Annotated in this window: 13 protein-coding genes; 4 read left to right on the top strand and 9 right to left on the bottom strand. The window is 68.4% G+C overall.

The features are described from left to right. Positions 1–58: 58 nt before the first annotated feature. From AC2A1N_RS00065 to AC2A1N_RS00055, 3 genes are read right to left on the bottom strand one after another with little or no spacing between them, the layout of a single operon-like run. Positions 59–997 (bottom strand): histone deacetylase family protein, encoded by a 939-nt coding sequence (locus tag AC2A1N_RS00065; RefSeq protein WP_154350253.1) that lies wholly within the window; start codon positions 995–997, stop codon positions 59–61. A gap of 9 nt (positions 998–1,006) precedes the next feature. Beyond that, the gene (locus AC2A1N_RS00060; RefSeq protein ID WP_061478346.1) at positions 1,007–1,561 is read right to left on the bottom strand and encodes a cob(I)yrinic acid a,c-diamide adenosyltransferase; all 555 of its coding nucleotides are present in this window, start codon (positions 1,559–1,561) and stop codon (positions 1,007–1,009) included. An 8-nt stretch (positions 1,562–1,569) separates the two neighbouring features. Continuing rightward, a complete protein-coding gene (locus AC2A1N_RS00055) occupies positions 1,570–2,154 on the bottom strand; it encodes a hypothetical protein (RefSeq protein ID WP_069139530.1) in 585 nt (194 codons plus the stop codon). Positions 2,155–2,263: 109 nt separating this feature from the next. Between AC2A1N_RS00055 and ubiH the strand changes: the two genes are divergently transcribed. Further along, positions 2,264–3,472 (top strand): 2-octaprenyl-6-methoxyphenyl hydroxylase, encoded by a 1,209-nt coding sequence (gene ubiH, locus AC2A1N_RS00050; protein ID WP_242894130.1) that lies wholly within the window; start codon positions 2,264–2,266, stop codon positions 3,470–3,472. Beyond that, positions 3,469–4,650, top strand: coding sequence for a UbiH/UbiF family hydroxylase (locus AC2A1N_RS00045; RefSeq protein WP_242894132.1), 1,182 nt, complete (start codon positions 3,469–3,471; stop codon positions 4,648–4,650). Before ubiH ends, AC2A1N_RS00045 begins: the two co-directional genes overlap by 4 nt. A 68-nt stretch (positions 4,651–4,718) precedes the next feature. Here the strand turns inward: AC2A1N_RS00045 and AC2A1N_RS00040 are convergent, their stop codons facing one another. The 6 genes from AC2A1N_RS00040 to AC2A1N_RS00015 form a co-directional block, all read right to left on the bottom strand. Next, on the bottom strand, positions 4,719–5,117 hold the full coding sequence (locus AC2A1N_RS00040) for an EF-hand domain-containing protein (protein WP_061478342.1): 399 nt from the start codon (positions 5,115–5,117) through the stop codon (positions 4,719–4,721). A 64-nt stretch (positions 5,118–5,181) separates the two neighbouring features. Beyond that, positions 5,182–6,249, bottom strand: a complete 1,068-nt coding sequence (gene rlmM / locus AC2A1N_RS00035; protein WP_154350255.1) for a 23S rRNA (cytidine(2498)-2'-O)-methyltransferase RlmM — start codon at positions 6,247–6,249, stop codon at positions 5,182–5,184. After that, positions 6,233–6,793: a nucleoside deaminase gene (locus tag AC2A1N_RS00030; RefSeq protein WP_005415358.1), complete on the bottom strand. Its 561-nt coding sequence runs from the start codon at positions 6,791–6,793 to the stop codon at positions 6,233–6,235. Before AC2A1N_RS00030 ends, rlmM begins: the two co-directional genes overlap by 17 nt. A 96-nt stretch (positions 6,794–6,889) precedes the next feature. Continuing rightward, positions 6,890–7,612 carry a DUF6348 family protein gene (locus tag AC2A1N_RS00025; RefSeq protein ID WP_242894134.1) on the bottom strand — a complete coding sequence of 241 codons (723 nt, stop codon included), beginning with the start codon at positions 7,610–7,612 and terminating at the stop codon, positions 6,890–6,892. Positions 7,613–7,660: 48 nt separating this feature from the next. Then, positions 7,661–8,314 (bottom strand): hypothetical protein, encoded by a 654-nt coding sequence (locus AC2A1N_RS00020; protein WP_242894136.1) that lies wholly within the window; start codon positions 8,312–8,314, stop codon positions 7,661–7,663. 43 nt (positions 8,315–8,357) lie between these two features. Next, on the bottom strand, positions 8,358–10,106 hold the full coding sequence (locus AC2A1N_RS00015; protein WP_100477608.1) for a glutamine--tRNA ligase/YqeY domain fusion protein: 1,749 nt from the start codon (positions 10,104–10,106) through the stop codon (positions 8,358–8,360). 259 nt (positions 10,107–10,365) lie between these two features. On the opposite strand from AC2A1N_RS00015, the gene AC2A1N_RS00010 reads away from it, so the two are divergent. After that, entirely contained in the window at positions 10,366–10,629 is a 264-nt protein-coding gene (locus AC2A1N_RS00010; RefSeq protein ID WP_106550103.1) for a putative signal transducing protein, read from the top strand. A 30-nt stretch (positions 10,630–10,659) separates the two neighbouring features. Then, complete coding sequence (gene msrA, locus AC2A1N_RS00005) at positions 10,660–11,325, top strand: peptide-methionine (S)-S-oxide reductase MsrA (protein ID WP_032953954.1); 666 nt, start codon at positions 10,660–10,662, stop codon at positions 11,323–11,325. Positions 11,326–11,888: the final 563 nt, after the last annotated feature.

The following is an 11,888-nucleotide window of genomic DNA, read 5'->3' as shown; positions in this document are numbered from 1 at the left end:
GCTTGCCCCATCCCTTGCATAGGGGCAATGAAGGACGCCGGAGCCTGCCGGCTCGGGTTCATCCGGAGACGCTGCCGGGAGGGGGCAGCAGCAGGGCCCGGACATGGGCCACGCTGCACTCGGCAAGGGCCTGCAGGTCATAGCCGCCTTCCAGCATCGAGACCACCCGGCCGGCCGCATGGCGGCGCGCCAGCGCATGCAGTTCCCGGGTGATCCAGGCGAAATCGTCGGTTTCCAGCATCAGGTCGGCCTGCGGGTCGCGCAGGTGGGCATCGAAGCCGGCCGAGATCAGCAGCAGCTGCGGGCGGAACTCGTCGATGGCCGGCAGCATCTCGTCGGCCCACACGTTGCGGAAGCGGAAACCGCCACTGCCCGGGGGCAGCAGGATGTTCATCAGGTTGCCGGCACCGCGGTCGCGGCGCAGGCCCGAATTGGGGAACAGCCCGGCCTGGTGGGTGCTGTAGTACGAGACCCGGGCGTCGTGCTGGAAGATGTCCTGGGTGCCGTTGCCATGGTGGACATCGAAATCGACCACCGCGATCCGCTCCAGCCCATGGCGGTCGCGGGCATGGGCCGCGGCAATGGCAATGTTGTTGAGCAGGCAGAAGCCCATCGCGGTGCTGCTGGTGGCGTGGTGGCCCGGCGGCCGCACCGCGCAGAAGGCCAGCGGGTCCTCGCCCAGCATCACCGCATCGACCGCGGCCACCCCGGCGCCGGCGGCGTGCACGGCGGCACTGGCCGAGCCCGGCGAGGTCCAGGTGTCCATGTCCAGCTGGCGCAGCGGCGCGGTCTGCGGCTGCAGCACGAAGTCGAGCAGGGCACTGTCGTGGACCCGGGTCAGTTCGCCGAACTTGGCCGGCGGCGCCTCGCGCCAGTCCAGCTGGCCGGGGAACGCGGTGTGCAGGGCATCGAGTACCTGCTGCAGGCGTTGCGGGCACTCCGGATGGCCGGGGCCGGGATCATGCAGCAGGCAGGACGGATGGGTGAAGACCAGCATCGTGCCGACTCAGCGCTGGCGCTGCTGTGGCTGCCACAGCGCTTCGCCATGGCCGTCGGCGCGGGCCAGTACGCGGGCCAGCACGAACAACAGGTCCGACAGCCGGTTGAGGTACTGCAACGCCTCGCTGCGCACGGCTTCGTGGCGGGCCAGGGTGACCGTCTCGCGCTCGGCGCGGCGGACGATGGTGCGGGCCAGGTGGCAGCGTGCGGCGGCCTCGCCACCGGCCGGCAGGATGAACTCCTTCAACATCGGCAGGTTGGCGTTGTAGTGGTCCAGCTGCTGTTCCAGTGCCGAGACATCGGCGGCGTGGATGGCGGCGTGGCCGGGGATGCACAGCTCGGCGCCCAGGTCGAACAGCTGGTGCTGCAGATGCACCACCAGCGCGCGGACATCCTCGGGCAGCGCGGTGGCAAGCAGCAGGCCGAGCGCAGCGTTGGCTTCATCGACGGTGCCGTAGGACGCCACCCGGGCGTCGTCCTTGGCGACGCGCTGGCCGTCGCCGAGGCCGGTACTGCCGTCGTCGCCGGTGCGGGTATAGATGCGCGAGAGGCGATGACCCATGGCGCGGCTCAGTGCCGGATGTCGCGGCGGGCCTGCTGGAGCTTCAGTACCTGCTCCACGGCCAGCTGCAATGCCGCCGCCAGCGCCACGTAGATCGCGGTGGTGCGCAGGTAGGGGCCGAACCATTGTGCGTAGTTCTGCGCCCAGCCGGCCAGCGTCGGCTCGGCCACGTTGCGGGTGGTCCAGTAGAAACCGCCCTGCGCCAGCAGGTGGCAGACCGCCACCGAGGCCACCAGCAGCAGCGTACCCTTGGCCAGCACCGGCCAGCGTGCGCCCTGGTAGTTGCGGCCCAGCAGCATGCCGCCGGCCCACAGCGAGAAGTATGCCGGCAGCAGCAGCCAGTAACCCGGCGACACGCAGTAGTGCTGCCAGAAATCCAGGCCGCTGCTGCGGATCACGATCCAGTCCACCAGCACGGCGAACACCATCAACAGCGGAAACGCCCAGCGTGTCCACGTGGCCAGGTAGAAGCCACCGATGAAGAACACCGCCCAGGAGGCATCGGGGATCGCCGCGAAGTGGTTGACCCGGGTCGCCGCCAGCAACAGCACGAGGACGGACAGGACAAAGGCGCGGTTGGCGGTGGCGGACATGGCAGCGGGCCCGGAGCGGATTCAGGTTTCATTCTAGCCCGCCGCGCCGGTTGGCGCAGGTCGGGTGATGTTGGGTGTTCGGGCAGGGCGAGCGCGTATCATGAACACCATGAGTGAACGACATGACGTGCTGATCGTCGGTGGTGGCCTGGTCGGTGCCAGCCTGGCCATCGCCCTGGACCGCCTGGGCCGAGATGTGGGCCTGCTCGAGGCCAGCCCGGCCGGCGAGCTGCCGGCGGTATTCGACCAGCGCAACCTCAGTTTTGCCGCTGCCACGGTCAATGCGCTGACCGCGCTGGGGGTCATGCAGAAGCTGGCGATGGCGCCGGGCCCGATCCGCCGCATCCACGTCAGCCGCGCCGGCGATTTCGGCCGGGTGCAGCTGGAGGCTTCCGACTACGACCGGCCGTGGTTCGGCCAGGTGGTGGTGGCGCGGGACTTCGGCCAGGCGCTGGAAGCGCGCCTGCAGGAGCTGCCGCGGCTGCGGCGCTACCGGCCGATGCGTTTCCTGGGCCTGGGCGAGGTGGTCGACGGCTACCGCCAGGTGCGGGTGGCCGACGAGACCGGCGAGCGCGTATTGCTGGCCCGGCTGGTGGTAGGGGCCGATGGCACGACCAGTGGCGTGCGCGGCGCGCTCGGCATCGAGGTCGACCGCCATGATTTCCAGCAGACCCTGTACGTGGCCCGCGTGCGCAGCCAGCGCGCGCCGGACGGCACCGCCTGGGAGCGCTTCACCGATACCGGCCCGACCGCCCTGCTGCCGCGTGGTGATCGCCACTTCGGCACCGTGCACGGTGTGGCGCGCGACCAGGCCGATGCGGTGATGGCGCTGGACGATGCGGCTTGGCTGCAACGCCTGCAGAACGCGATCGGCTGGCGCGCAGGCCGCCTGCTCGAATCCGGCCCGCGCAGTGCGTATCCGCTCATCCAGGTGCTGGCGCGCGCGCTGGCCGGAGAGCGCGCGGTGCTGCTCGGCAATGCCGCGCAGACCATCCATCCGCTGGGTGCACAGGGCTTCAACCTGGGCCTGCGCGATGCGCTGACCCTGGCCGAACTGCTGGAGGATGCGCATGAGGATGCCGGCAGCGATGCACTGCTGCAGGCCTATGTCGCGCGCCGCGAAGAGGACCGCCGGCAGACGGTGGCGTTCTCCGGCGGGCTGGCGCGCCTGACCAGCAACCCGGCGCCGCTGATGCGGCCGCTGCGCAGCCTCGGCCTGGTGGCCGCGCAGCGCGCCTCGGTGCAATCGATGCTGGTCGGTGGTGCGATGGGCTTCCGCGGCGAGGTGCCGCGGCTGTGCCGTGGAGAAGCGGCATGAGCCGGCGTACGCGTCTTGATGTGGCCATCGTTGGCGGTGGCGTGGTTGGTGCCGCCTGTGCGCTGGCGCTGGCTGATGCCGGCCTGTCGGTGGCGCTGGTGGAAGGTCGCGAACCGGCGCCGTGGCAGGCCGCACAGCCGGACCTGCGCGTGTTCGCCTTCGCTGCCGACAACGTACAGCTGCTGAACCGCCTGGGCGTGTGGCCGGCGATCGCGCAGGCCCGTGCATGGCCCTACCGGCGCATGCAGGTGTGGGACGCGGCCGGTGGCGAGGATCTGCTGTTCGACGCCGATCGCTTCGGCCGTCGCGAACTGGGCTACATCGTCGAGAACGGGCTGCTGCAGGACCGCCTGTGGTCGGCGCTGCCGGCGGCGGGTGTGCAGCTGCACTGCCCGGCACGCGTGGACGCGCTGGAGCAGGACGAGGACGGCGTGCGGCTGCGCCTGGATGACGGGCGCCGCCTGGAAGCGGCGTTGGCGGTGGCCGCCGACGGAGCCGAATCGACCCTGCGCCAGCTGGCCGGGATCGAGGTTGAAAAGCATGACTACCACCAGCGCGGCGTGGTGGCCTACGTGGACAGCGATCTTCCCAATCAGGCCACGGCCTGGCAGCGCTTTCTGCCAAGCGGGCCGCTGGCGTTGTTGCCGGTGGCCGAACGCCGCAGCTCGATCGTCTGGACCCTGCCCGAGGACGAGGCGGCGCGTGTTCTGGCGCTGGACGAGGACAGCTTCAACCGCGAACTGACCCGCGCCTTCGCGGCACGCCTGGGTGAGCTGCGGTTGGCCTCATCGCGTGCGGCATTCCCGCTGCGCCGCCAGCTGGCCCGTCACTACGTGGCCGGTCGTGTGCTGGCGTTGGGTGACGCGGCGCATGTGGTGCATCCGCTGGCCGGGCAGGGCGTGAACCTGGGGCTGCGTGATGTCGCCGCCCTGCAGCAGTGGCTGGCACCCTCGGCAGAGCGACGCGGCCAACCGCGGCTGTCGCCGCAGCGCCTGCAGCGCTGGGCACGCGAACGGCGGAGCGACAACCACGTCGCCGCCTACAGCTTCGATGCGATCAACCGCCTGTTTTCCAACGACGAGATGCACCTGACCCTGGCCCGGGGCCGTGCGCTGGGCTGCGTCGGCCGATGGCCGCCGCTGGTGCAGGCGTTCTGGAAGCGCGCCGCCGGCGTCTGAAGCAAAAAGGGGACGGAGGGGATTAAGTCGTTTGTGCACATACGACTTAATCCCCTCCGTCCCCTTTTTCAGTCCACCAGCCAGCCGGCCAGGTCGGTGCGGTCCAGCTTGCCGCGGTGCCTGCGGTCCAGCGAATTGAATTCGTCGGCCAGCGCCGGATTGGCCTGTGCTTCCTCGCGGCTGATGAAACCGTCGCCATTCACGTCGAGGTCGCTGAAGCGGATGCGGTACTGGCCAACCACGCTGCTGGGTTCCAGCGAGCGCACGGTCACCTGTGCCTCGCCGGCCGGCTGCGGAATATCGACACTGCCGCTGACCCGGCCGGCATCCAGCGGCTGCTGACGGATGGCGCCGCCGGTCGGGCCCAGCGGCTGGCTCTGCGCAGGGGTGGACGGGCCATGCTGGGCCATCGCCGGTACCGAAGCCAGCAGGGTGGCCACCAGCACGGCGGAACGGGGAAGGTTCATGACAGGCTCCTTGCCAGAGGGTACCGGGAGCGTACTCCCGGCAACCTGTGCCGCCGATGACGGATCAGCGCAGCGGCGAGGCCAGCACGGTGATCTCTTCACGATCATGATAGAGCTGCTTGGCGCGCACCTCCAGCGGCTTGCCGGCCTGGTCCTGGAACAGGTCCAGGCACAGCCGGGTCTCGTCCCAGCGCTTCTTCATCGGCAGCTTCAGATTGAAGATCGCATGCCTGCACCAGCCTTCGCGGAACCAGGTGGCCATGCGTTCGGCGACGCGGCGCGGTTGCTCGACCATGTCGCAGACCATCCAGTCCAGCGGCTGCTCCGGATGCCAATGGAAGCCATCGGCGCGCAGGTGCTCGACCAGGCCGGTGTCCAGCACGTGCTGGCGCAGCGGACCATTGTCGATGCTCAGCACGTGCATGTGCTGCCGGGTGAGCACCCAGGTCCAGCCACCTGGGGCGGCGCCAAGGTCGGCCGCGCGCATGCCGGGCTTGGCCAGCGTCTCGCGTTCTTCCGGCGTCAGCAGGGTCAGCAGCGCTTCGTCCAGCTTCAGCGCCGAACGCGAAGGCGCTTCGGGCAGCAGCTTCAGGCGCGGAATGCCCAGTGCCCACGGCGCGCTGTCGGCCGGGTCGGCCACGCAGACGAAGGCGTGGGTACCGTTGACGAACACCACATGCAGGCGCGGCAGGCGGGTGTTCGGCTTGTCGCTGAGCTTGCCGGCCTTGCGCAGCGCCGGGCGCAGCGCGTTGCCGAAGGCACGCGCCAGCCCGGACAACGGCTTGCCAGCGTCGGAATCGGGATGCTCCACCCACAGGTCGCCGAAGCGGGGCGCGTCGGCCAGCACCTCCAGCATCGGCGTGATGCGGTCGGCCGGATCCAGCTGTGGCAGCTCGGCCAGCACCACCAGCTTCTGCCGCGCGAAGATCAGTTCGCGCCAGCGCAGGCGCGGTGCCAGCGCCGCGGCCTCGTCGCACATGAACAGCACGTAGCCGTCATTGCGCTGGGTACGCGCATAACCGGCGAAACCGGCTTCGCCGGCACGGAACTGCAGTTCGCCGGCCAGCTCGGGCTCGAAACCCTGCCGGCACAGGCACAGCAGGCCGATGCCGGTTTCAGTAACGGGCGCCATCGCTTTCCCCATACGCACGCAGCACGCTGCGCGCGGCGTCGCGGTTCAGGCCCTGCACCACTTCGATGCCACGCTTGTTGAGCTCGCCGACCCAGTCGGCCGGCAGCGGGCCTTCGTCGAATGGCGTCAGTTCCTCGACATCGGCTGCACTGGCACCGATCAGCAGGCGGTCGATGCCGGCCCACACGGTGGCGCCGTAGCACTGGCAGCATGGCTGCGAGCTGGTGGCCAGGGTGACCGGCGACAGCACCGCGTTCAGGCGCGGGGTCTGCAGGCGTTGCTGGGCCAGCATGTAGGCCATGTTCTCGGCATGCGCCAGCGAAGTGGCGTGCGGCATCACCCGGTTCACGCCGGCGGCGATCACCTTGTCATCCGGGCCGAACACCACGGCGCCGAACGGGCCGCCACTGGCGTGCTCGACGTTCAGCCGCGACAGCTCGATCGCCAGCGCGACCTTGGCCTCATCGCCCGGATATCGACGATCCAGGTCGATCTGGTCGTGGATCCAGGCGGGAAGGGTCAGGTGGACTTGCGCGTACAGCATCGCGGGGGTGCCTCGTAGGGATGGAAGAAAATGCGGTTGCTTGGGAAACCGGCGCGCAGTGTAGCCGCACCGGCCTGTATCGGGTGTGGCGGTGGGTCAGCCGGGCGAGCCGGTGCGGATCACCACGTACTGCTTGCGGAACTCCAGCCCGGCTTGCGGCCAGCTGGCGGCATACGCGCGCAGCAATGGCAGGGCGGCGGCGAAGTCGTGGCCGTTGACCCGGCAATCGGCCTCGCACAGGCCGTGGGCATCGCGCGAGGCGAACAGGCGGATGGCGAGGAACTGGCGGGCTTTCAGCAGCTCGTCGAAGGCCTCCATGCTGCGCGTGAACAGGCAGCAGGGGCAGGAGCCATGATCGTTTTCGCTGCAGGTGCTGGCGTCCACCTCGTGCTCGCGGTAATGCGCCAGCGGACCCAGCACCACGGTGCGCTGGTGTTCCTGACCCTCATCGCCGGCCGGATAGGTCAGGCCCATCATCGGCAGGCCCTGTGCGTCTTCGGCGCCGATCGCGGTCTGCAGGGTCGCCAGGTCCACCCGCACCCAGGTCTGGAACCCGGACAACAGCGAGGCCTGCTCATCGGCACCATTTGCATGCTGGTACTCGAACAGGCCATCGGCGAACAACTGCGGATGCTGGCTTTCGATGACGGTGGAGGTCTGCCAACCACCGTTGTCGCGCGCGTGTGCGGCCATCGCATGCGGGGTCAGGCGCAGTCCGCTGTCCAGCAGCAGCGCGTTGCCGTCGATGCGGCTGGCGACGCTGGCGTCCTGCAGCGCCTGCTGCAGCAGTGGGAGGAGGGCGGTGGACGTCGTGGTCATGTCGGGCCTGTGGATGGATCGGGTGGAGCATCCAGGCCGGGCCTGGTGCTAGCGGTCGAGCGCGTCAAGTTCGGCGCGATAGCGCTGCGCGTCGGACTGCTGCTGCGGGTCGTTGCCGTGGTCGCGCAGCCAGCTTTCGAGTTCGCGGCGATAGTCCGCGCGGAACTCGGCATTGCCCGGGCTGAAGTGCAGCTTGCGCGCCGCTACCTCCACGCGCTCGCGCGCACTGGCCTGGGCCTGGGCAATGCCGTGGGGTGATTCGTTGGTGAGGATGACGAAGTTGCGCGGGAAACCCGGCGTGTACTTGACCACGAACGGCTGGTCGCGCGCCGGGATGCGGATGGCGTTTTCCAGCGGCCACAGCGAGGCGGTGTTGGTGTGGAACACCACGTCCACATCGCGGCCCTCGGCGGTACGCAGCACTCCTTCGTAGCGCCAGATGTACTGTTCGTTGAGCGTCGAGCTGGTTCGCTCGGCCTTGACGATCACCGCTTCGCCGCGCTCGCCCACCAGGTTGAGGAAGGTGGCGTTGAGGAAGTGGCCGAGGAACATGTTGAGCATCGCCAGCGGGAACACCACGATGGCGTAGCCCGGAAAGCGCCGCCACCACGAGACCAGCCCGGCCAGCACCATTGCCGAAAAGAACGTCAGCAGCGGATGCTGCGAGATGAACCAGAGCAGGGCGGACAGGGCGGTGATCATGGTCGCGGTCGTGCGGGCGCCATCCCGGCGCCCGCGCAGGTCCTCAGGCCGACCAGGTGTCGCGCAGGGTCACGCTGCGGTTGAACACCGGCTTGGCTTCGGTGTGGTCGCGGCGATCGGCAACGAAATAGCCGGTGCGCTCGAACTGAAACGACTGTTCCGGAGCGGCGCTGGCTGCGGCCGGCTCGACATAGCCGGTGACAGTACGGCGCGATTCCGGGTTCAGGTAGTCGCGGTAGGTCTTGCCTTCCGATTCGTCGTCCGGGTTCGGCACCGAGAACAGGCGGTCGTACAGGCGGATCTCGGCCGGCACGCCGTGCACGGCGCTGACCCAGTGGATGGTGCCCTTGACCTTGCGGTTGGCGCCTTCCATGCCCGGACGCGATTCTGGATCGAGCCAGCCGCGCAGTTCGGTGATGGTGCCGTCGGCATCCTTGATCACTTCGTCGCAGCGGATGATGCCGGCGCCACGCAGGCGCACTTCGCCGCCCGGGACCAGGCGCTTCCAGCCCTTCGGCGGTACTTCGGCGAAGTCCTCGCGATCGATCCACACTTCGCGGGCGAACGGAACTTCGCGGCTGCCGAAGCTCTCGTCCTTCGGGTGGTTGCTGAAGGTCAGCAGTTCTTCGTGGCCTTCCGGAAGGTTGGTCAGCACCAGCTTGACCGGGTCGACCACGGCCATGCGGCGTGGCGCGGCGCTGTCGAGGTCCTCGCGCAGTGCGCCTTCCAGCACGCTGAAGTCGATCAGCGAATTCTGCTTGCTGATGCCCACGCGCTCGGCGAACAGGCGCATCGCGGCCGGCGTGTAGCCACGGCGGCGCAGGCCCTGCAGGGTGGGCATGCGCGGATCTTCCCAGCCGTCCACCAGCTGTTCGGTGACCAGCGCCATCAGCTTGCGCTTGCTCATCACCGTGTAGTTGATGTTCAGGCGCGAGAACTCGATCTGGCGCGGCTTGGCCGCTTCGCGTGGCAGCCCGGCATCGACCAGCGGCTGGGTCAGCGCGTCGTCATGGGCGAAATCGACGTTGTCCACGCACCAGTCGTACAGCGGGCGGTGGTCTTCGAATTCCAGCGTGCACAGCGAGTGGGTGATGCCCTCGATCGAATCACCCAGCGCATGGGCGAAGTCGTACATCGGGTAGATCGGCCACGCGTTGCCGGTGTTCTGGTGCTCGACGTGCTTGATGCGGTACAGCGCCGGATCGCGCAGGTTGATGTTGCCGCTGGCCATGTCGATCTTCGCGCGCAGGGTGCGCGCGCCATCCGGGAACTCACCGGCGCGCATGCGGCGGAACAGGTCGAGGTTTTCCTCGACGCTGCGGTCGCGCCATGGCGACGGACGGCCCGGCTCGGTCAGGGTGCCGCGGTAGGCGCGCACTTCCTCGGCCGACAGGTCGCAGACATAGGCCTTGCCCTGTTCGATCAGCTTCTCGGCGGCCAGGTAATAGGCCTGGAAGTAGTCCGAAGCATGGCGCAGCTCGTTCCACTCAAAGCCCAGCCAGCGCACGTCGTCCTGGATCGCGGCCACGTATTCCGGATCTTCCTTGGCCGGGTTGGTGTCGTCGAAGCGCAGGTTGCAGACGCCGCTGAACTCGCCGGCGATGCCGAAGTTCAGGCAGATCGACTTGGCATGACCGATGTGCAGGTAGCCGTTCGGCTCCGGCGGGAAGCGGGTCTTGATCGCCTGGTGCTTTCCGCTGGCCAGGTCCTCGCGCACGATCTGGCGGATGAAATCGCGCTTCTCGTGGCTGTCGGCGGGGGTCTCGGGGCTGGCGGGGGTGTGCTCGGACATGAGTCGGCGAAAAGAAAGGCAGAAAGACCAACAGTCTAGCGCGTACCGGGCAGGGCTGCCCGCTGGGGCGTGGGGATGCCGGCCAGCGGCCGGCACTACCAGCCCTTCTTCTCGGTAGCGTCGGCCGCGGGCCGGCGCAATGTGAATCGCCGTGCAGTTGGGTAGCGCCGGCCGCTGGCCGGCGGAATGGTCATGCGCCGTCACCACCACCATTCAGCCCCCGGGCGTATGCTGGAACCCTGTCCCACGGAGCTGCCGCATGCACATCGTGTACAAGGCCGACAACCTGTTCGACGCCCACCTGGTCAAGCACGCGCTGGAGGATGCTGGCATCCCGGCCTTCGTGTTCGGCGAGTCGTTGCTGGGCGGCATGGGTGAGCTGCCGCTGTTCGGCGTGTTGCGGGTCGGGATCCCCGATGCGGCACGCCCGCAGGCCGAGGACATCGTAGCGGCGCTGGACTTGGGCCAGGCCCCGTCCGACCCCATTTCCGATGCAGACGACATTGCCGGCCTTCCGGCGTAGGAGCGCATCATGTTGGGAATTGGCCAGGGCATCCTCGGCATCGGCGCCTTCAAGCAGCGCCTGCCGCGCCCGGAAGAGGCGCTGCCGGGGCGTGACCAACCGCTGCCGCTGCACAGCAACCAGCACTTCGTGAACAGCCATCCGCTGAAGGACCGTTTCGCCGGCCTGCAGCAGATCCGCTTTGCGCTGGGCTGCTTCTGGGGCGCCGAGCGCAAGTTCTGGACCGAGCCGGGCGTGTACAGCACCTCGGTGGGCTATGCCGGTGGCATCACCCCGAACCCGACCTATGAAGAGGTCTGCTCGGGCCTGACCGGGCACACGGAAGTGGTGCAGGTGGTGTTCGACCCGGCGGTGGTGAGCCTGGAGCGGCTGCTGCAGCTGTTCTGGGAAAGCCACGACCCGACCCAGGGCATGCGTCAGGGCAACGACACCGGCACCCAGTACCGCTCGGCGATCCATGCCACCGACGAGGCCCAGTACAAGGCCGCGCTGGCCAGCCGTGAGGCCTACCAGGCGCAGCTGGCTGCGGCCGGCTACGGCCCGATCACCACCGAGATCGTGTACCCGGCACCGGCGTACTACTACGCCGAGGACTACCACCAGCAGTACCTGGCGAAGAATCCGAACGGCTACTGCGGTATCGGCGGCACCGGCGTGAGCTGCCCGATCGGGTTGGATGTGGAGGCGCCGCGCTGACGCGCGGTGGTCCGCCTGCTGCGGGCAGAAGCCAAAGCCAGAGCCAAAGCCAAAGCCAAAGCCAAAGCCAAAGCCAAAGCCAAAGCCAAAGCCAAAGCGGCTCTGGGTTGCTGATGGCTTGGCGGGGCGGGTACAGATGGCGGGACACGCCGTAAACCCGTCCCTGGGGGCTCGGCCACGGCATCCATGCCGTGGACGGTCCCGCCATCTGTACCCGTCCCGCCTCCGATCATTTCCCGGTGACGGTGGGCGAGAGCGTGGGTTACTGACGAACTGAAGAAAAACAAAAAGGACGCGGCGTTTGCCGCGTCCTTTTTGTTTGATCCTGCAGTGCTTTCTGTAGAGCGGAGCCATGCTCCGCTCCAAGCAAGCGAAGCGCGCGACCCGCTGTTGCTCTTCTTTCTTTCTTCCGTGGCGGGCGGCCGCAGGAAACTGTCAGAGGGCGGGCGGGTTGGGTTCGCGGGAGTGTCTGATCTGGCCCCCCGTCAGCGGACGCCAAGAAGCGATACTTTGATCGCACTTGGAGGTCCCTTATGTCCCGTATCACCCGTCGTAGCTACACC

The organism is Stenotrophomonas maltophilia group sp. SKK55 (assembly GCF_057179845.1).
Note: the sequence above shows the minus strand (reverse complement) of the source record. Positions and strands in the feature narration are given on the sequence as shown.

Excerpts from the sequence above, each read along its gene's own strand:
- AC2A1N_RS00055 (WP_069139530.1), bottom strand. The coding sequence starts at position 2,154 with ATGTCCGCCACCGCCAACCGCGCCTTTGTCCTGTCCGTCCTCGTGCTG.
- AC2A1N_RS00015 (WP_100477608.1), bottom strand. The coding sequence starts at position 10,106 with ATGTCCGAGCACACCCCCGCCAGCCCCGAGACCCCCGCCGACAGCCAC.
- rlmM (WP_154350255.1), bottom strand. The coding sequence starts at position 6,249 with ATGGCGCCCGTTACTGAAACCGGCATCGGCCTGCTGTGCCTGTGCCGG.
- AC2A1N_RS00030 (WP_005415358.1), bottom strand. The coding sequence starts at position 6,793 with ATGCTGTACGCGCAAGTCCACCTGACCCTTCCCGCCTGGATCCACGAC.
- AC2A1N_RS00020 (WP_242894136.1), bottom strand. The coding sequence starts at position 8,314 with ATGATCACCGCCCTGTCCGCCCTGCTCTGGTTCATCTCGCAGCATCCG.
- AC2A1N_RS00065 (WP_154350253.1), bottom strand. The coding sequence starts at position 997 with ATGCTGGTCTTCACCCATCCGTCCTGCCTGCTGCATGATCCCGGCCCC.
- AC2A1N_RS00060 (WP_061478346.1), bottom strand. The coding sequence starts at position 1,561 with ATGGGTCATCGCCTCTCGCGCATCTATACCCGCACCGGCGACGACGGC.
- AC2A1N_RS00025 (WP_242894134.1), bottom strand. The coding sequence starts at position 7,612 with ATGACCACGACGTCCACCGCCCTCCTCCCACTGCTGCAGCAGGCGCTG.
- ubiH (WP_242894130.1), top strand. The coding sequence starts at position 2,264 with ATGAGTGAACGACATGACGTGCTGATCGTCGGTGGTGGCCTGGTCGGT.
- AC2A1N_RS00010 (WP_106550103.1), top strand. The coding sequence starts at position 10,366 with ATGCACATCGTGTACAAGGCCGACAACCTGTTCGACGCCCACCTGGTC.
- AC2A1N_RS00040 (WP_061478342.1), bottom strand. The coding sequence starts at position 5,117 with ATGAACCTTCCCCGTTCCGCCGTGCTGGTGGCCACCCTGCTGGCTTCG.
- AC2A1N_RS00045 (WP_242894132.1), top strand. The coding sequence starts at position 3,469 with ATGAGCCGGCGTACGCGTCTTGATGTGGCCATCGTTGGCGGTGGCGTG.